This window comes from Streptomyces cyslabdanicus, from assembly GCF_052663305.1.
In genome coordinates this window covers 1-18,439 of sequence record NZ_JBQRUW010000025.1, presented here as the reverse complement: position 1 = coordinate 18,439, position 18,439 = coordinate 1, and the positions used below count along the sequence as shown (strand labels likewise).

15 protein-coding genes are annotated in these 18,439 nt (G+C 73.9%); 6 read left to right on the top strand and 9 right to left on the bottom strand.

Annotation, left to right across the window (positions count from 1 at the left end):
- Position 1 precedes the first annotated feature (1 nt).
- The 3 genes from ACTYVM_RS16670 to ACTYVM_RS16660 are packed head-to-tail and all read right to left on the bottom strand — an operon-like array spanning position 2 to position 3,689.
- Positions 2-1,732 (bottom strand): L-aspartate oxidase, encoded by a 1,731-nt coding sequence (locus ACTYVM_RS16670; protein ID WP_445526626.1) that lies wholly within the window; start codon positions 1,730-1,732, stop codon positions 2-4.
- Positions 1,729-2,739 (bottom strand): pantoate--beta-alanine ligase, encoded by a 1,011-nt coding sequence (panC, locus tag ACTYVM_RS16665; RefSeq protein ID WP_445526658.1) that lies wholly within the window; start codon positions 2,737-2,739, stop codon positions 1,729-1,731. The genes ACTYVM_RS16670 and panC overlap by 4 nt, the downstream gene beginning before the upstream one ends.
- Before the next feature lie 8 nt (positions 2,740-2,747).
- The gene (locus ACTYVM_RS16660) at positions 2,748-3,689 is read right to left on the bottom strand and encodes a Rossmann-like and DUF2520 domain-containing protein (protein WP_400037292.1); all 942 of its coding nucleotides are present in this window, start codon (positions 3,687-3,689) and stop codon (positions 2,748-2,750) included.
- A 203-nt stretch (positions 3,690-3,892) separates the two neighbouring features.
- On the opposite strand from ACTYVM_RS16660, the gene ACTYVM_RS16655 reads away from it, so the two are divergent.
- Positions 3,893-5,173, top strand: a complete 1,281-nt coding sequence (locus ACTYVM_RS16655; protein ID WP_445526625.1) for a threonine aldolase family protein — start codon at positions 3,893-3,895, stop codon at positions 5,171-5,173.
- A gap of 341 nt (positions 5,174-5,514) precedes the next feature.
- The gene (locus ACTYVM_RS16650) at positions 5,515-6,621 is read left to right on the top strand and encodes a DUF5937 family protein (protein WP_400037296.1); all 1,107 of its coding nucleotides are present in this window, start codon (positions 5,515-5,517) and stop codon (positions 6,619-6,621) included.
- Here the strand turns inward: ACTYVM_RS16650 and ACTYVM_RS16645 are convergent.
- From ACTYVM_RS16645 to ACTYVM_RS16635, 3 genes are all read right to left on the bottom strand, one after another.
- Positions 6,618-7,301 carry an AAA family ATPase gene (locus tag ACTYVM_RS16645; protein ID WP_445526624.1) on the bottom strand — a complete coding sequence of 228 codons (684 nt, stop codon included), beginning with the start codon at positions 7,299-7,301 and terminating at the stop codon, positions 6,618-6,620. The genes ACTYVM_RS16650 and ACTYVM_RS16645 overlap by 4 nt on opposite strands.
- Positions 7,302-7,333: 32 nt before the next feature.
- Positions 7,334-8,005 carry a response regulator transcription factor gene (locus ACTYVM_RS16640; protein ID WP_445526623.1) on the bottom strand — a complete coding sequence of 224 codons (672 nt, stop codon included), beginning with the start codon at positions 8,003-8,005 and terminating at the stop codon, positions 7,334-7,336.
- A 74-nt stretch (positions 8,006-8,079) separates the two neighbouring features.
- Entirely contained in the window at positions 8,080-9,285 is a 1,206-nt protein-coding gene (locus ACTYVM_RS16635) for a sensor histidine kinase (RefSeq protein ID WP_445526622.1), read from the bottom strand.
- A gap of 243 nt (positions 9,286-9,528) precedes the next feature.
- On the opposite strand from ACTYVM_RS16635, the gene ACTYVM_RS16630 reads away from it, so the two are divergent.
- A complete protein-coding gene (locus ACTYVM_RS16630) occupies positions 9,529-10,509 on the top strand; it encodes an SAM-dependent methyltransferase (protein ID WP_445526657.1) in 981 nt (326 codons plus the stop codon).
- Here the strand turns inward: ACTYVM_RS16630 and ACTYVM_RS16625 are convergent.
- Positions 10,474-11,625: an NADH-quinone oxidoreductase subunit D gene (locus tag ACTYVM_RS16625; RefSeq protein ID WP_445526621.1), complete on the bottom strand. Its 1,152-nt coding sequence runs from the start codon at positions 11,623-11,625 to the stop codon at positions 10,474-10,476. The genes ACTYVM_RS16630 and ACTYVM_RS16625 overlap by 36 nt on opposite strands.
- A gap of 31 nt (positions 11,626-11,656) precedes the next feature.
- Here ACTYVM_RS16625 and ACTYVM_RS16620 point away from each other — a divergent pair, with 31 nt between their 5' ends.
- Positions 11,657-12,163, top strand: a complete 507-nt coding sequence (locus tag ACTYVM_RS16620; RefSeq protein WP_400037306.1) for a PH domain-containing protein — start codon at positions 11,657-11,659, stop codon at positions 12,161-12,163.
- Positions 12,164-12,231: 68 nt separating this feature from the next.
- Positions 12,232-13,554: a PH domain-containing protein gene (locus ACTYVM_RS16615; protein ID WP_445526656.1), complete on the top strand. Its 1,323-nt coding sequence runs from the start codon at positions 12,232-12,234 to the stop codon at positions 13,552-13,554.
- 89 nt (positions 13,555-13,643) lie between these two features.
- Here ACTYVM_RS16615 and ACTYVM_RS16610 read toward each other — a convergent pair whose 3' ends face one another.
- Both ACTYVM_RS16610 and ACTYVM_RS16605 read right to left on the bottom strand, forming a co-directional pair.
- Positions 13,644-15,035 carry a hypothetical protein gene (locus ACTYVM_RS16610; RefSeq protein WP_445526620.1) on the bottom strand — a complete coding sequence of 464 codons (1,392 nt, stop codon included), beginning with the start codon at positions 15,033-15,035 and terminating at the stop codon, positions 13,644-13,646.
- Between the two features lie 161 nt (positions 15,036-15,196).
- Positions 15,197-16,324 (bottom strand): alpha/beta hydrolase, encoded by a 1,128-nt coding sequence (locus ACTYVM_RS16605; protein ID WP_445526619.1) that lies wholly within the window; start codon positions 16,322-16,324, stop codon positions 15,197-15,199.
- Positions 16,325-16,552: 228 nt separating this feature from the next.
- Between ACTYVM_RS16605 and ACTYVM_RS16600 the strand changes: the two genes are divergently transcribed.
- A complete protein-coding gene (locus ACTYVM_RS16600; protein ID WP_445526618.1) occupies positions 16,553-18,364 on the top strand; it encodes a phosphatidylglycerol lysyltransferase domain-containing protein in 1,812 nt (603 codons plus the stop codon).
- The last annotated feature ends 75 nt before the right edge of the window (positions 18,365-18,439 follow it).

Here is an 18,439-nt window from a genome sequence, read left to right as displayed (position 1 = left end):
GTCACTGCTCCAGGGGACGCGGGGCCGGAGCCCCGGGGCGGGTCGGGGGGAACTCTGCGGTGTCCGTGGTGTGCACGGCGGGAGTGCTGTCGGGATTCAGCCGTACGACGATGTGGCGGCGCCAGTGGGTGTCGTCCCGCTCGGCGCGGTCCTCGCGCCAGTGGCAGCCGCGGGTCTCCTCGCGCAGCCGGGCGGCGGCGACCAGGGCACCGGCCACGCACAGGAGGTTCGTGGCCTCCCAGGTGTCGACGCCCGGCTCGGCGGTCTTGCCGTCCTCCTCCAGGGCCGAGCGGGCCTCGGTGTGCAGCCGCTCCAGCCGGCCGGCGGCCCGGGCCAGCGACGCGGCGGACCGCAGCACACCCGCTCCCCCGGTCATGATCCGCTGGATCGCGAACCGGGTCTCGGGGGCGAGCAGCGGGTGGGCGGGCGCCCCGGTGTGCGGGACGGGTTCCGGCACGCGCGCGTGCAGGCCGTTCTCCGCGTGCTCCCGCGCGATGTCGGCGGCGATGCGCTCGGCGTAGACCAGGCCCTCCAGGAGGGAGTTGGAGGCGAGGCGGTTGGCGCCGTGCACGCCCGTGCAGGCCACCTCACCGCACGCGTACAGGCCCGGCACGGTCGTCCGGCCGTGGGAGTCGGTGCGCACGCCTCCGGAGGCGTAGTGGGCGGCCGGCGCGACCGGGACGGGCTCGGCGACCGGGTCGATGCCGTGGGCGCGGCAGGCGGCCAGGATCGTCGGGAAGCGGTGCTCCCACATGTCGGCGCCGAAGTGCCGGGCGTCGAGGAACATGTGGTCGGTGCCCTGCTCCCGCATCCGTCGCGTGATGCCCTTGGCGACGATGTCCCGCGGCGCGAGTTCGGCCAGTTCGTGCTGCCCGGTCATGAAGCGCACGCCGTCGCCGTCGACCAGGTGGGCGCCCTCGCCGCGCACCGCCTCGGAGACCAGGGGCTGCTGGCCCTCGGCGTCCGCGCCGAGGAAGAGCACCGTCGGGTGGAACTGCACGAACTCCAGGTCGGAGACCTCGGCGCCCGCGCGCAGGGCGAGCGCCACGCCGTCGCCGGTGGAGACGGACGGGTTCGTGGTCGCGGAGAAGACCTGGCCCATGCCGCCGGTCGCGAGGACCACCGCGGGCGCGTGCACGGCGCCCACGCCGTCGTGCCGGCCCTCGCCCATGACGTGCAGGGTCACGCCCGCGGCGCGGCCCTCGGCGTCCGTGAGCAGGTCCAGCACGAGCGCGTTCTCGACGGTGTGCACACCACGCGCGCGCACCGCCTCGACGAGGGCGCGGGAGATCTCCGCCCCGGTCGCGTCGCCGCCCGCGTGCGCGATCCGGCGGCGGTGGTGGCCGCCCTCGCGGGTGAGCTGGATGCCGCCCTCGTCGTCGGTGTCGAAGTGCGCGCCGGTGGAGATCAGCCGCCGTACGGCGTCGGGGCCCTCGGAGACGAGGATCCGTACGGCCTCCTCGTCGCAGAGGCCGGCGCCGGCCACCAGGGTGTCGTCCAGGTGCTGCTCGGGGGTGTCGCCCTCGCCGAGGGCCGCGGCGACGCCGCCCTGGGCCCAGCGGGTGGAGCCGTCGTCGAGGCGGGCCTTGGTGACGACGACGGTCGTCAGGCCGGCCGCCTCGCAGCGCAGGGCGGCGGTGAGGCCGGCGACGCCGGAGCCGACGACCACGACGTCCGCCGTGATGGACCATCCGGGCGCGGGCGCGTGCAGTCGTATACCGGTGCTGGTCACGAGACGGCTCCCAGGGTTCCGAAGGTGAGCGGGAGGTTGTCGATCAGCCGGGTCGCCCCGATCCGCGCGGCGACGGCGAGGACGGCCTCGCCGGTGAAGTCGTCGCCGATCTCGGTGAAGTCGGACGGGTCGACCAGGGCCAGGTAGTCGAGTTCCAGCGGCGGGTCGAAGCGCGCGGCCTCGTCCAGGACCAGCTGGGCGGCCGCGCGGACGGCAGCGGCGGCGCCCGGGGAGGCCTTGGCGACGGCCGCGGCGTCGGCCGCCGCGCGGGATTCCCCGAGGGCGCTGAGGGCCTCGGCACGCGCGCGCGTGGAGGGCACTTCCCGGGCCCGCGCGCGCAGCGCCTCCTGCGCGGCGTGCCGGTCGCGGCCCGCGAACAGGGCCTGGGAGAGGGCCAGCGCGGTGTGCCGCTCCTGCGGGGAGAGGTAGCGGTTGCGGCTGGACAGGGCCAGCCCGTCGTCCTCGCGCGCGGTCGGCACGGCGACGATCTCCACCCCTGTGTTGAGGTCGCGCACCATGCGCCGGATCAGGGCGAGCTGCTGGGCGTCCTTCTGCCCGAACAGGGCCACGTCGGGGCGGGTGAGGTGCAGCAGCTTGGCGACGACGGTGAGCATGCCGTCGAAGTGCCCGGGCCGGCTGGCGCCCTCCAGCCGCTCGCCCATGGGTCCGGCGGTGATCCTGACCTGCGGCTCGCCGTCGGGGTAGACCTCTTCGACGGACGGCGCGAACACGGCGTCGGCACCCGCCTGACCGGCCACCTTGAGGTCGGCCTCCAGGGTGCGCGGGTAGCGGTCGAGGTCCTCGCCCGCACCGAACTGGAGCGGGTTGACGAAGACGGTGACGATCACGAAGCCCTCGTCGCCGACGTGTGCGCGGGCCGCGCGGACCAGGGTGGCGTGGCCCTCGTGCAGGGCGCCCATGGTCATCACGACGGCGGTGCGGCCCCGGGCCGCGTGGTGGTCGCGCACGGACGTCAGGTCACCCACCGTGGGAGCGAGTTCGAGCATGCGACGGCTCATCGGTCTTCACCGTTCTCGGGGTTCTCGGGCAGGTTCGTGCTCCCGGCGAGTACCCCTAGCAGGTCCTCGGCCAGTTCGGGCTTGAGCAGCCCGTGGGCGAGCGCGCGGTCGGCGGTGGCGCGGGCCATCGCCAGGTAGCCGGCGACGGTCTGCGGAGCGTGCCGGCGCAGTTCGGCGACGTGGGCGGCGACCGTACCCGCGTCGCCCCGCGCGACCGGGCCGGTCAGGGCCGCGTCGCCGGAGCGCAGCGCGTTGTCCAAAGCGGCGCCCAGGAGCGGGCCGAGCATCCGGTCGGGGGCCTCGACGCCGGCCTCGCGCAGCAGTTCCATGGACTGGGCGACCAGCGTCACCAGATGGTTGGCGCCGAGGGCGAGCGCCGCGTGGTACAGCGGCCGCATCTCCTCGGCGATCCACTCCGGCTCGCCGCCCATCTCGATGACCAGGGCCTCGGCGGCCAGCCGCAACTCCTCGGGAGCGGTGACGCCGAAGGAGCAGCCGGCCAGCCGCTGCACGTCGACGGGCGTGCCGGTGAAGGTCATCGCCGGGTGCAGGGCCAGCGGCAGCGCGCCCGCGCGCAGGGCGGGGTCCAGCACCTTCGCGCCGTACCGCCCGGAGGTGTGCACGAGCAGCTGCCCGGGCCGTACGGCGCCGGTCTCGGCGAGGCCGGCGACCAGTCCGGGCAGGGTGTCGTCGGGCACGGTGAGCAGCACCAGGTCGGACCGTTGGAGCACGTCGGCGGGCGGCACCACGGGCACGTCGGGGAGCATCAGCCCGGCCCGCCGCCTGGAGGTGTCGGAGACCGCGGAGACGGCCACCGGACGGTGCCCGGCGAGCTGGAGGGACGCGGCGAGCGCGGGGCCCACCCGGCCGGCGCCGACGACACCGACGGCGAGCCGCGCGGGGCGGTCCCTGGGGTCTGCTTGTTGGCTACTACTCACGCGACGGTGACCTTCCCGTTCCAGTCCGCTCGGGGTACCGGACGATTTCTCGTCATGTTAACGCGATCGGTTCCGGGGCAGTCCGGTCGTCCCCGGCCCGTGCGACCGCCGCACGCCGCGGGACGGACCACGGGACGGGAGACGACCGGCCGCGGGGAAATTCGGGTACCCGCCGAGTCCCCGGACGCGCGATGATCCCGGGCATGAGTGATACGGCGGAGCAGGACGCACGGGACGCGCGGTTCGAGGACCGGGCCTCGGACGGGGAGCGGGCCTCGGACGACAAGCCGGTCCCGGAGGGGGAGCAGGTCTCGGACGACGGGGAGCAGGTCTCGGACGACGAGCGGCGCAAGCGGCTCCGGGAGCGGCGCGCAGCCGCGTGCCGAAGCGCGAAGCACGTGCTGGCGCGCCCCGGGTTCCTGGGGACGCTCCGGGAGCGGCTGGCGCTGCTGGACGGGGCGCGGGAGGTGTACGACCTCGACGAGGCGTCGGACATGTACGGCAACGGCATCGTCGAGGCCCTGGAGGACAAGGTCGCCGGCCTGCTCGGCAAGGAGGCCGCCGCCTTCTTCCCGACCGGCACGATGGCCCAGCAGGTGGCCCTGCGCTGCTGGGCGGGCCGCACCGGTGTCCCCGCGGTCGCGCTGCACGCGCTGGCCCATCCCGAGGTGCACGAGCGGCACGCCCTGAGCGAGGTCGCCGGACTGCGTCCGGTGCATGTGACGAGCGAGCCCCGCCAGCCGACCCCCGAGGAGGTGCGCGCCCTCGACGAGCCCTTCGGGACGCTGATGCTCGAACTGCCCCTCAGGGACGCCGGCTTCCTGCTGCCCACATGGGAGGAGCTCGTCGAGCTCGTGGACGCGGCACGCCGGCGGGACGCGACGGTGCACTTCGACGGAGCGCGCCTGTGGGAGTCCACCGTGCACTTCGGCCGGCCGCTGGACGAGATCGCGGACCTGGCCGACAGCGTGTACGTGTCGTTCTACAAGTCCCTCGCCGGTTACGGCGGCGCCGTGCTCGCCGGTCCGAGGGACCTGGTGGAGGAGGCCAAGGCCTGGCGGCACCGGTACGGCGGCAACGTCTTCCAGCAGTTCCCGACGGCGCTGTCGGCACTGGTCGGACTGGAGCGGGAGCTGCCCCGGCTGCCGGAGTACGTGCGGCACGCGCGCGTGGTGGCCGCCGCGCTGCGCGAGGGGTTCGCCGCGGCCGGGCTGCCGTGGAGCCGCGTCCACCCGGCCGAGCCGCACACCCACGAGTTCCAGGTCTGGCTGCCGTACGGGGCCGACGCGGTGGCCCGGGCCGCGATCCGGACCGCCGAGGAGACGGGCACGATGCTCTTCGCCGGCGGCTGGGACGCCCCGGTCCCGGGCCTGGCCCGCACGGAGGTCTCCGTCCGGGCCGAGGGCCTGGGATGGACCGCGGAGGACGTACGCGCGGCGGTGGCGGACTTCACCGCCCGCCTCCACGAGGAGACCGACGGCTAGTGCCGCACCGCTCCCGGCACGCCACGCCCGCCCACGGCCCGGCCGCCTGCTCACCGACGCCGGCCGTGCGACACCGGCCGCACGCAGCCGACGGCACGGGCGGGCCGCCGTGTCGTCGGCAGGCCCCGGGCCGGGCCAGGCGTCCCGGCGCCCGCGCCGAGCCCGCAGGCGTCGGGCGTAGGCAGCGGGCTCGGCACGGGTGGCCGTCCTGGGGGCAGGAGGGCCCCCGGGAGGGGGAGCCACGGGAGGCCGCCGTGCGCGCAGGTCGGGTCTGGGCCAGGCCCGGGCATCCGTGGCACCGGCAGTGCCGCGTTGTCAGTGGGTGCGGGCACCATGGGGGCATGAGTGTGCGGATCGACATCGCGGGGCTGCGGCAGGAGAGAGTGGCCGTCGTGCCCGCGCCCCTGGCCGAGCTGTGCATGGCGCTGCACGTGCTGTCCGAGCCGGGGCACCACCCCGGTCTCCAGGGCTGGGTGACCGGCGTCACCGCCGGGCTCGACTCGCATCTGGCCGACCGGATGTGCGAGGCGGACTTCCTGTGGCGGACGACCTTCTCCGACCTCTTCCTGCCGTGCGCGGGCATACCCGGCGGCTCCACGCTCCCGGGCGCGACCCTCGCCGACGACCTGGACATCCTCGACAAGCTGTCCGACGAGCAGTTCGTGGACGCCGCCCTGGAGTTCACCTGCGCCCTGCCGTACGGCCTGCCGGGCCCGGGCCCGCTCGCCGACGCCGGGCTGCGCCGCCGCGCCCTGGAGCTGGCCGCCGCGCGCGGGCCGCAGCAGGTGCGCTTCACCGAGCGGCTGCTCGCCGACCCGCCGCGCATCAGGGCCTGGCTGCGGCAGTTCCTGGAGGACTGCGACGAGGCGTTCTTCGCGCAGACCTGGTCCCGGCTGCACCGGCAGCTCGCGGCCGACACCCGGCACAAGACGGAGCTGCTGCGCCGCAGGGGCCTGGCCGAGGCCCTGTCGGCGGTGTCCCCGGCGGTGGCGCTCGACGAGGCGGCCGGCCGGATCACCGTCGACAAGCTGGGCGAGGGCCGCACGGCCACGGCGGAGGGCGGCCTGCTGCTCGTACCGACGAGCCTGGGCCGGCCCCATCTGATGGTGCTGCACCGGTACGGCTGGCAGCCGGTGCTGCACTACCCGGTCGGCTCCCCGGAGCTGGCCGCCCCGCCCTCGGTGGAGCAGCTGACCCTGCGCATGACCGCCCTGTCCCACCCGGTGCGGATGCGGCTGTGCCGCAGCCTGGCCCGCAGCGCGTTCACCACCAGCGAGCTGGCCCAGGTGCACGGCATGACCGCGCCGGAGATTTCCCGGCACCTGAGCGTGCTGAAGAAGGCGGGCCTGGTCACCACCCGGCGCCGGGGGCGCTACGTGCTCCACCAGCTGGACGTCACCACGGTCGCCCGGCTGGGCAGCGACTTCCTCGAAGGGGTGCTCCGCTAGGGCGTGTTGCGCGGGTCCTGGTCTTCCGGGCCGGGCAGGCGGCGGGGGCCGTCGAACCGGATGTGCCGGACGCCGACCTTCGCCTGCCGCAGCCGCGTCCGCAGCGGGCCCTCGGTGTTGGGCCGCAGCGTCAGGCCGGCCAGGACGGCTATCCGGTCCGCGGTCTTCGGCACGGTCGAGTGGTCGGTCCACAGGTGCTCGGCGAACTCCGGCGCGCGCAGCCGCTCGAGGCAGTCGTCGAGCTGCCGCACGGCCCAGCTCTCCCTGCCCGCGGCGACGTTCTTCCCGGCGACATACCCGACGAGGTGTCCGAACCCCCGCTCCCGCAGCCGCTTCAGCACGGTCTCGCGTTCCGCGAGGAGCGTGAAGTGCCGTACGTCGTGGCCCAGTTCGCGCAGCCGCCCGACAGTTTCGGCGAACTGGCCGGCGTCGGTGACGGTCATGGGGGCGATCACGACCCCCTCGCGCCGGGTGAGGGCGAGGTCCAGGACCTCCACCACCCCTTGCCGCCAGGACGCCAAGTCCCGGAAGTCCTCGCGCAGTTCGGGCGGCAGCATGCGGCGCAGGCCGAACCCGGCGTGCTCGGGGTCGCAGACGACACTGCCGGGCAGACGGCGCTGGATCTCGTGTGCGGTCTGTGTCTTGCCGCCCCCGAAGGGGCCGTTGATCCACAGGAGCATGCGCAGACCTTACCGACGGCCGGGGACGCCGTTCAGCCGTGTCCGCCGGCCCGGACGAGCCCCGTCTCGTAGGCCAGGACCACCACCTGCACCCGGTCCCTCAGCCCCAGCTTGGTCAGGATGCGGCCCACGTGGGTCTTCACCGTCGCCTCGGACAGCACCAGCCGGGCGGCGATCTCGCCGTTCGACAGGCCCTGCGCGACCAGGACCATGACCTCCCGTTCGCGCTCGGTGAGCCGTTGGAGCTCCTTGTGCTGCGGCTCCTTGCCGCCCGTGGGCAGCATCGGGGCGAACCGGTCGAGCAGGCGGCGGGTGGTGGAGGGGGCGACGACGGCGTCACCGCTGTGCACGGAGCGGATCGCGGCCAGCAGGTCGCCGGGCGGCACGTCCTTGAGCATGAATCCGGAGGCACCCGCCTTCAGCCCGGAGAAGGCGTACTCGTCGAGGTCGAAGGTGGTCAGGATGAGCACCTTCGGCGGGTCGGGCTCGGAGCAGATGCGGCGCGTGGCCTCCACCCCGTCCAGCTTCGGCATGCGCACGTCCATCAGCACCACGTCGACGGCGGTGGCGCGCAGCACCTGGAGTGCCTCGACGCCGTCGCCCGCCTCCGCGACGACCTCCATGTCCGGCTGGGCGGCGAGCACCATCCGGAATCCGGTGCGCAGCAGCACCTGGTCGTCGACGAGCATCACGCGGATCGTCATCGGGGTCCTCTTCCATTCGGTCGTCGGCGGGTGGGGCGGGTGCGTGACAGGTGTCAGCAGGATGTGCGCCGGCGTCAGTGCACCGGTTTGAGCGGCAGCAGGACGCTGATGCGGAAGCCGCCGCCGGGGCGCGGACCCGCGTCCAGGGTGCCGCCCACCATGCCGACGCGTTCGCGCATGCCGATCAGACCGTGCCCCCGGCCGTCGGCGCCGCCCTCCTCGTACAGCTCGTGCGGTGCGCCCTGGCCGTCGTCCTCGACGAGCAGTCCGAGGCCGTCGTCGAAGTAGACCAGGCGCACGCTCGCGCCCGCGTTCGGCCCGCCGTGCTTGCGGGTGTTGGTGAGGGCCTCCTGCACGATGCGGTACGCGGTGAGCTCGACCCCGCTGGGCAGCGGGCGCGGGGTGCCCTCGATCCTGAAGTCGACGGGCAGGCCGGAATCCCGGCACTGCTCGACGAGATCCTCGATCTGGTCGACGTCGGGCTGCGGCACGTACTCGCCGCTCTCCTGGTGCTCGCCGGTGCGCAGCACGCCCAGCAGGCGGCGCATCTCGGCGAGGGCCTGGCGACCGGTGGAGGAGATCGTCTCCAGGGCCTTCCTGGCCTGGTCGGGCGCGGCGTCCAGGACGTAGGCGGCGCCGTCGGCCTGCACCACCATCACCGACACGTTGTGCGCGACCACGTCGTGCAGCTCGCGCGCGATCCGGGCCCGCTCGGCGGCGACCGCGACCTTGGACTGCGCCTCGCGTTCCTTCTCCAGACGGGCGGCGCGCTCCTCCAGCTGCGCGAAGTAGGCGCGGCGGGTGCGCATGGAGTCGCCGAGCACCCAGGCGAGGGCGAACGGCACCGTCTGGAAGACGGTTATCGCGACGTTGCCCAGGGCGCTCGCGTCGTGCTGCGGCCAGTGCATCTGCGCGAGGGTCGCCGCGCACAGCCCGCCGGCCAGGGCGAACCGGGAGGCCCAGCGGGTGCCGATCGCGGCGACCGTGTAGATGATCACCAGCATGGCGAAGTTGGCGACCATCGTCTCGACGTCCAGGACGAGCTGTGCCACACCCGCCGCGCCCGCCAGCACCAGCATCTTCTCGGGCTCCCGGCGGCGCAGTGCGACGACCACGCAGAGCACGAAGGACAGCGCCAGGGCCGCACCGACCGAACCGTGGTGGCCGGGCGTCCCGTTGATCCTCGACACGCTCGCGCCGGAAAGCCCGAGGAGGATGAGGGCCCAGAAGCCGTCCACCCACGTCGGGTGCCTGCGGAGGAAGTCATAGAGGCGCTGCACGTAACCCAGAGTAGGGAAGCGCCACTGGTGCAGGGGTCAACCGAAGGGCCGATCCGCACGGGGTCCTCGTACTCCCCAAGGTGGATGCAGTGATCACTTGTGCGCCTCGCTCCGGCGGACGGACCCTAGGCTGTCGGGGTGGCGGACGACACGGCGGACAGCACCGCGCGCACCACGGCGCGGAACGCGGCGGGCGGCCGCGCCGAGGAGTGGCGCGGCTGGGGGGCGGCGACCGAGGAGGCCCTGTACGGGCCGGACGGCTTCTACCGGCGGCCCGAGGGGCCGGCCGGTCACTTCCGTACGTCCGTGCACGCCTCGCCGCTGTTCGCTCGGGCCGTGGCGCGGCTGCTGTGCCGGGTCGACCGGGCGCTGGGCCGCCCGGCGGCGCTCGACTTCGTCGACATGGCGGCGGGGCGGGGCGAGCTGGCCGCGGGCGTGCTCGCGTCGCTGCCGGCGGACGTGGCGGCACGCACGCGCGTGCACGCGGTCGAGATCGCCGCCCGGCCGGAGGGCCTGGACGACCGGATCGCGTGGTCGGGGCAGGCCCCGCGGCGGATCACCGGGCTGCTGTTCGCCAACGAGTGGCTGGACAACGTGCCGGTGGAGGTCGCGGAGGTGGACGCCGCGGGCGTACCCCGGCAGGTCCTCGTACGGCGGGACGGCGCCGAACGGCTCGGGGAGCCGGTGTCGGGCGCGCAGGCACGGTGGCTGGCCCGGTGGTGGCCGCTGCCCGCCGAGCAGGGCCTGCGCGCGGAGATCGGGCTGCCCCGCGACACCGCCTGGGCCGCCGCCCTCGCGCGCGTCGAACGGGGCCTGGCGGTCGCCGTGGACTACGCGCACACGGCCGGCGCGCGACCACCCTTCGGAACGCTCACCGGCTTCCGGGAGGGCCGGGAGACGGCGCCGGTGCCGGACGGATCGTGCGACATCACGGCGCACGTGGCCCTGGACGCGTGCGCCGCGTGCGCGCCTGCGGGAGCCCGCCTGCTGACGCAGCGCGAGGCCCTGCAGGCCCTGGGAGTCACCGGCGCACGTCCCCCGCTCGCTCTCGCCTCCACGCGCCCCTCCGAGTACGTGCGCGCCCTCGCGCGCGCCGGGGAGGCCGCCGAGCTCACCGCGGCGGGCGGGCTCGGCGACTTCGGCTGGCTGGCACAGGCGGCCGGCCTCGCCGAGGCGGACGCGGCGGCCCTACTTGTCGATGTCCCCGACCACGAAGAACATTGACCCCAGGATGGCCACCATGTCCGCCACCAGCGTGCCCGGCAGCAGCTCGGTGAGCGCCTGGATGTTGTTGTACGACGCCGAGCGCAGCTTCAGCCGGTACGGGGTCTTCTCGCCCTTGCTGACCAGGTAGTAGCCGTTGATGCCGAGCGGGTTCTCGGTCCACGCGTAGGTGTGCCCCTCAGGCGCCTTGAGGACCTTCGGCAGCCGCTGGTTGATCGGGCCGGGCGGCAGGTCGGCCAGCCGGTCCAGGCAGGCGTCGGCGAGGTCCAGCGCGTTGTGGGTCTGCTCCAGCAGGCACTCGAAGCGGGCCAGGCAGTCGCCCTCCTGCCGGGTGACCACCTTCAGGGTGTCCTGCACCTGCCCGTACGCCAGGTACGGCTCGTCGCGGCGCAGGTCGAAGTCGACGCCCGAGGCGCGCGCGATGGGGCCGCTCACGCCGTAGGCGTGCACGGCCCGCGGCGTCAGGACGCCCACGCCCCGGGTGCGTCCCCGGAAGATCTCGTTGCCGAGCACCAGGTCGTCGAAGACGTCCATGCGCGAGCGCACGGCGGCCACCGCGGCACGCGCGCGCGTGGCCCAGCCGGCCGGCAGGTCCTCCTTCAGACCGCCGACCCGGTTGAACATGTAGTGCATCCGGCCGCCGGAGACCTCCTCCATGACGTTCTGGAGGACCTCCCGCTCCCGGAACGCGTAGAAGACCGGGGTGATGCCGCCCAGCTCCAGCGGGTAGGAGCCGAGGAACATCAGGTGGTTGAGCACCCGGTTCAGCTCGGCGAGCAGGGTGCGCGTCCACACCGCGCGCTCGGGCACCTCCATGCCGAGCATCCGCTCCACGGCGAGGACCACGCCCAGCTCGTTCGAGAAGGCCGACAGCCAGTCGTGGCGGTTGGCCAGCATGATGATCTGGCGGTAGTCCCGGGCCTCGAACAGCTTCTCGGCGCCGCGGTGCATGTAGCCGATCACCGGCTCCGCGCGCGTGATGCGCTCACCGTCCAGCACCAGCTTCAGCCGCAGCACGCCGTGCGTGGACGGGTGCTGCGGCCCGATGTTGAGCACCATGTCGGTGCTCTCCGCGGCGCCGCCGATCCCGACCGTGGTCTCCGTCGTAGGAGTCATGGACACAGTGTCTCGTACGTACGCTTGCCCCATGGAAACGGGGAGCCGGGAGGACGAACGGGCGGCGGCCGGGGACGAGCCGGCGTGGCGGGCGTTGCCGCGCGGCCTCCTGCGCATGCGCCGGCTGCTGCTGGTGGTGTGGATGGGCCTGTTCGCCCTGGCCGCGGGACTGCTGCCGGGCCTGCTGGCCGGGCCTGCCTGGTCGGGGTTCGCCCTGCTGCCGCTGGCGCCGGCGGCATGGGGCTGGGTGCTGCTCGGCCGCAACTGGCGCTCGTGGCGGTACACCGAGCGCGCCGACGACCTGCTGATCAGCCGGGGCGTGCTGTGGCGCGCGGAGACCATCGTGCCGTACGGGCGGATGCAGCTGGTCGAGGTCACCTCCGGGCCCGTCGAGCGGCACTTCGGGCTGGCCACCGTGCAGCTGCACACGGCAGCCGCCGCGACCGACGCGACCATCCCCGGCCTCGACCCGGCCGAGGCGGAACGGCTGCGCGACCGGCTCACCGAACTCGGCGAGGCACGATCGGCGGGGCTGTGACGGCGGCGGGGGGCGAGGACGCCGTACGCGAAGAGGCGGTGAGCGACGGCGGCACACCCGATCAGGCCGTGAGCGGCGCCGCCCTACGCGAGGAGCGGCCCGTGACCGAGCGGCGGCTGCATCCCGTCACGCCCCTGAGACGGGCGTGGGCGCCGGTCGCCGTCCTCACGGGCTGGGCCGTGCACGACCCCGCCCAGGCGCAGCGGCACCTGACGCGGCTGACGACGACCACGCTGCTGGTCGGGCTCGCGGTCGTCATACCCGTGGCCGCCCTCTACGGCTTCCTGTCCTGGTGGTTCACGCACTTCGCGGTGACCGACACCGAACTGCGCATCCGCACCGGGCTGTTCTTCCGCCGCACCGCGCACATCCGGCTGGAGCGGATCCAGGCCGTGGACGTCACCCGGCCGCTGCTCGCGCGGGTCGCGGGTGTGGCCAAGCTGAAAATCGACGTCATAGGGACGGACAAGAAGGACGAACTCGCCTTCCTCGGCGAGGAGGACGCCCGGGCGCTGCGCGCCGAACTGCTCGCCCGCGCGGCCGGGTTCGCGCCCGAGACGGCGCACGAGGTCGGTGAGGCACCGGCGCGGGAACTGGTGCGCGTACCCGCGCGCGTGATCGCCGTCTCGCTGCTGCTGACCGGCGCGACCTGGGGTTCGCTCGTCGCCGCGGCCGTCGTGCCGCCGCTGCTGTGGCTGGCCACCCACAGCCTGTGGACGGTGCTCGCCGCCGTCGTGCCCCTGCTCGGCAGCGCCGTGGCGAACAGCGGGGGGCGCTTCGCCGCCGAATACGACTGGGTCGTGAGCGAGTCGCCCGACGGGCTGCGGATCGACCGGGGGCTGCTGGACCGCACGCACGAGACGGTGCCGCCGGGGCGGGTGCAGACGGTCCGGATCGTGGAGCCCTTGCTGTGGCGGTGGCGCGGCTGGGTGCGGGTCGAGCTGGACGTCGCCGGGTCGTCGAACTCCGTACTGCTGCCGGTCGCTCCGCGGAAGGTCGCCGAATCGGTGATCGCCCAGGTCCTGCCCGGGGTGACGGTGCCGCAGGCCGCCGGCCTGCTCCGGCCGCCGCGGCGTGCCCGGTGGTGCGCGCCGGTGTGGTGGCGCGGGCACGGGATCGCCGTCACCGACGCGGTGTTCGCCGCGCGGCACGGGCTGTTGCGGCGCCGGCTCGCGCTGGTGCCGCACGCGAAGGTGCAGAGCGTGCGGCTGCGGCAAGGGCCGTGGCAGCGCGTGTGGGGCCTCGCCGTGGTGCACGTGGACAACGGGGCCGACAGGACCGTGACGGCCCGTCTGCGGGACGCGCGGGAGGCGGCCTCGCTGCTGCGGGCCCAGGCGGAGAGGTCACGCACGGGCCGCCGGAGCGCGCGACCGGACCGGTGGATGACCTGACCGCCGAACGAACCGAGCGGTGGACGACCTGAGCGGTGGACGACCTGAGCGCGACGCCGGGGGGGGTGCCCGGCGTCGCGGAAGGGGCGTCAGGAGGCGGCGGTGCGCAGTCCCGGAAGGTCGATCCGTTCCGTCTCGTCATGGGCCGTCAGGTCGATGATCTGACGGTCGGCGGTCGACGCGTCGGCGTCGGCCGGCTTGTACTGGGACTCGGCCTCCGCCTTGTGCAGCGCGAGCGCCTCCTGGCCCACGACGTCGACGAGGTCGTCGTTCTGGACGGTGCCCGGCTCGGTGGCCGACGTGTCCTTCTTCGTGCCGAAGAAGTCGAAGCCGCCCTCGACCAGCGGGCGCCGCGCGGGCGCGGCCGGTACGACGGCCACCGCGGTCGGCACGGCGAAGTGCCCGTAGGGCAGCCGCGGCGCGGGCCGGGCCGGCTCGACCGCCCTGGCGGAGGGGGCGGGTGCGCCCTGCTCGCCCGGATCGGCCGCGGTGGTCCCGGCGGCGGATTCGGCCACCTCGGTCGCCTCGGTCGACGCAGTCGCCTCGGTCGCCTCGGCCGGGGCATCCCGGTCGGCGGAGTCGGCCGACTCGGACGACTCGGACGGCTCCGTCGAGCCGGTCGGCTCGGACATGGCCACAGCGTGCTCGGACGTCTCGCCCGGCCCGGTCTCCCGCTCGGGGTCCGGGTCGGCGTCGCCGCCCGCCGGTACGACCGTCTCCCGCACCGGATCGGCCTGCGACCCGGCGTCGTCCTCGCCGGCCGGGTCAGTCGTCACGGTCTCGTCCGTCCGCTCCGCCCTGGCGCCGGCCTTGCCCAACCGCGACAGCGCGGCCTCGGCGCGCAGGTACAGCTCGGATCCCTCCGGGGAGAACACGCCGGGGGCCGCGGCCTCCGGCTGCTTCTCGGCGGGGCCGCCGCCGGCGGCCCCGGTGGCGAGCGCCGCCGACTCGTGCGTGCCCCTGCCCTCGACATCCGCGACGTCCGGGGCTGCCGTCGGCGCGGCGGGCAGCGCGAGCATGTCGGAGCCGCTCTCGATCTCCAGCAGCCGGCGGCCCTCCAGCGCGCTCGCGCGCTCGGTCTCCGCCGTGGCGTACCGTCGCAGCAGTGCCGCGTGCTCGTTGCGCAGCCCCTGGAGTTCCGCGCGCCTGGCGCGCAGCTTCTGCTCGAGGCGGCCGCGCAGTTCGCGGGACTCCTCGAGGTCGGTCTCGAGTTCGGCGACCCGTTCCTCGAATCGCCACTCGTCGCTCGCACGCGCGCGCGTGAGATCGGCCACCCGCTGTCCGGCCTGCAGGTCCCAGCGGCGCATGACGACCGCGCCGAGAACAGTGGTCACCGCGGCGGTTCCGGCGAGCGACCGCAGCACCACCGCGTCCGTGAACACCCAGGGACCGAGAGCGAAGACGACAGCGACGCCGGCGATCGCCGAAGGAGGCAACAGCCTGTGCAGGGGTGGGGAATGGCGGTGACGTCCACGTGACATGGCCAGAAACTTACCGCGCGTACGCGAATCATGCCGGGCCGCCCCGCAAAAAGACAGCCGTAACGAAACCTTCCTGCGTCAGCGGGAGTTCCGACCGTGTTTTTCTTGACTTCTTCCCGCGCCTTCCCGCGACTTCCGGAGCCGTTTCAGCAAGATCGTTTTCAGCGGTCGCCCAGCAGGCCGCTCATCCACTGCAACGCCGCCGGGATCTCGCGCCGCCAGGTGTTGAAGTTGTGGCCGCCGCTGTCGAGGATGATGGACGCGATCCGGGTCCTGTTCGTCGCCTTCACCGCGTTGATGAACCTGAGCGTCGACCGGTAGTTGCCCTCGCCGACCTTGCTGCTGGTGACCAGCAGCGAAGTGTTGGGCGCCGGCCGGTGCTTGATGCTCCACAACAGATCGGCGCGGTTCCGCAGATTGCTGTCCTTGTGGAAAAGATCGCCCGTGGTCGGATCAGTGGGCGCCTTGTAGTACGGGGACAGGCCCGCGCCCGCGGCATAGACCTCGGGATGGTGCATCGCGAGTTTCAGCGCGCAGTAACCGCCCGTGGAGTCGCCGACGATGCCCCAGCTGCCCGGTTTCCTTCCGACCCGGTAGTGCGCGAGAACCGCGTCCGGCAGATCCTTGGCGAAGAACGACTCGGCCTGCGGGCCGCCCGGGATGTCCACGCACTCCGTGTCACGCGGCGGGGCCACCGTCGGCCGCAGCATCACCAGGATCATGGGCTGCATCCGCCCGGTCCTGGCGAGTTCCTGCGCGGTGTACGGGTAGCGCAGCTTGCTGATCAGCGCCTGCGCGGTGCCCGGGTAGCCGGTGAGGACCACGGCCGCCGGGAAGGTGCGGGTCTGGTACCGCGGCTGGAAGTACTCCGGCGGCAGGTAGACGTACGCGGGCGTGCCGATGTGGGTCGTACGGCCCACGATGCCGACCTCCTGGATCTGGCCGGAGACGTCCGGCCGGTCGCCGTCGCCCAGCCGCACCTGCTGGGTGTCGATCACCCGGAGGGGGCCGCCGGCACCGCCGCGCGTCGAGCCGTCCATGACGACCCCCGGGGTGTTCTCCTGCCCGAGCAGGTCCGCCCAGCTGGCGTAGAAGCCGAAGGCCTGGTTGGCGGCGAGTCCGACGCAGGCGAAGAGCACCACCTGGGTGGCCAGCAGCAGGCCGACGCGGCCGGTCACCGCACGCCAGGTACGGCGGGCCAGGCGCGGCCAGAGCCACACCGTGCCGACGAACAGCAGCACGGCGCAGAGGACCGCCAGTACCAGCACTTTGTTGCTCGTGAGACCCATGGGCTCTTTCCTGCCTGAACTTCGCGCCCAGGGCCCGCCGACGCGTCCTTGCGAGGGCTTGCCCTGGGCTTTCCCTGCCCTTTGTCCCGACTTTCCGGTGGGGAGTGAACCTTTCTCCCCGAGACACCGTCCTAGAGGGCGCAATGTCGCCGGATGCCCGGATCGGCACCGGATTCAAGGTCTCTCGCAGAACTACGGGATGCGATGTCTGTCAGGGTAGATGGGGAAATGTCGGACGGGGTTCCGCGCCGATCGAGCAGGGTGCGGCGCATACTGCGCGGCCCACGCCCCGAGGCCGTCCCCGCGCTGGTCGCCAGGGCCTGCGCGGTCGTCGGCCTCCTGGACATCGCCGCGGGTGTCTTCCCGCGCTTCCGGCACAGCCGCATGCACGCCCTGGCCGAGGTGCTGCCGGGCTCGTTCGGGCCGTTCGCCGCGGCGCTCTCGCTCAGCGTGGGCGTACTGCTGCTGCTGCTCGCGCACGGCCTGAGGCGGCGCAAGCGGCGGGCCTGGCGCGCGGCCGTGGCCCTGCTGCCGGCCGGCGCGGCGGCGGAGTTCGTCTACCGGCACTCCGTCGTCGGGGTGGTCATCTCGCTGGCGCTGCTCGCGCCGCTGCTGGTTCACCGCGGCGAGTTCGCCGCGCTGCCGGACCCTCGCAGCCGCTGGCGGGCGCTGGCCAACTTCGTCCTCATGAGCGCCGGCTCGCTGGCTCTGGGCATGATCATCGTCAGCGTGCACACGCACCGCATGGTCGGCGACCCCAGCGTGGCGGACCGGCTGACCCATGTCCTCTACGGCCTGACCGGCTTCGAGGGCCCGGTGGACTACCGGGGCAGCACCTCCTGGACCGTCGCCTTCTCCCTCGGCGCCCTCGGCTGGCTCACCGCGGTCACCACCGCCTACCTGGCCTTCCGCCCCGAGCATCCGGCGGCGCGGCTGACCGAGGAGGACGAGACCAGACTGCGCGAGCTGCTGGCCCGGCACGGCGCCCGCGACTCCCTCGGCCACTTCGCGCTGCGCCGCGACAAGGCGGTCGTGTTCTCCCCCAGCGGCAAGGCGGCGGTGACGTACCGCGTCGTCTCCGGCGTGATGCTCGCCAGCGGCGACCCCATCGGCGACGTCGAGGCCTGGCCGGGCGCCATCGAGCGCTTCATGGACGAGGCCAAGGCCCACTCCTGGACGCCCGCCGTGATGGGCTGCTCCGAGACCGGCGGCGAGGTGTGGACGCGGGAGACCGGCCTGGACGCCCTGGAACTGGGCGACGAGGCGGTGGTCGACGTCGCGGATTTCTCGCTCGCCGGACGTGCGATGCGCAACGTCCGCCAGATGGTCAAGCGCATCGAGCGAGCCGGCTACGAAACACGGGTGCGGCGCATCCGTGACCTCGGCGACACCGAGCTGGAGCGCGTCCGGCGGGCCGCCGAGGACTGGCGCGGCACCGACACCGAACGCGGCTTCTCCATGGCCCTCGGCCGGATCGGCGACCCGGCCGACGGCGACTGCCTCATCGCCACCGCCCACAAGCAGGACGCGGAGCCGGGCGAGTACGGCGATCTGAAGGCGATCCTGCACTTCGTGCCCTGGGGCGGGGACGGTGTGTCCCTGGACCTGATGCGGCGTGACCGCTCGGCCGACCCCGGCATGAACGAACTGCTGATCGTGGCGGCGCTCCAGGCTGCCCCGAAGCTCGGCATCACCCGCATATCGCTGAACTTCGCGATGTTCCGCTCGGCACTGGCGCGGGGCGAGAAGATCGGCGCGGGCCCGGTGCTGCGCGCCTGGCGCGGGCTGCTGGTCTTCCTCTCCCGCTGGTTCCAGATCGAGTCGCTGTACAAGTTCAACGCCAAGTTCCAGCCCCGCTGGGAGCCGCGGTTCGTCGTCTACCGCGCCTCCTCGGACCTGCCCCGCATCGGCTTCGCGGCCATGCAGGCCGAGGGCTTCGTCAACCTCGCCCTGCCGCTGCCGCGCTTCCTGCGCCGCCGATCCGCCGCCCGGAGCGCGGGCGCGCACGCGGTGACGGAACAGGACATGCGCGCGGCATGACCCCGGACCGGCCCGGGCGGAACCCCCCCCCCCCCCCCCACCACAAGGGTTTCTCCCCCTCCCCCACCCCACGAA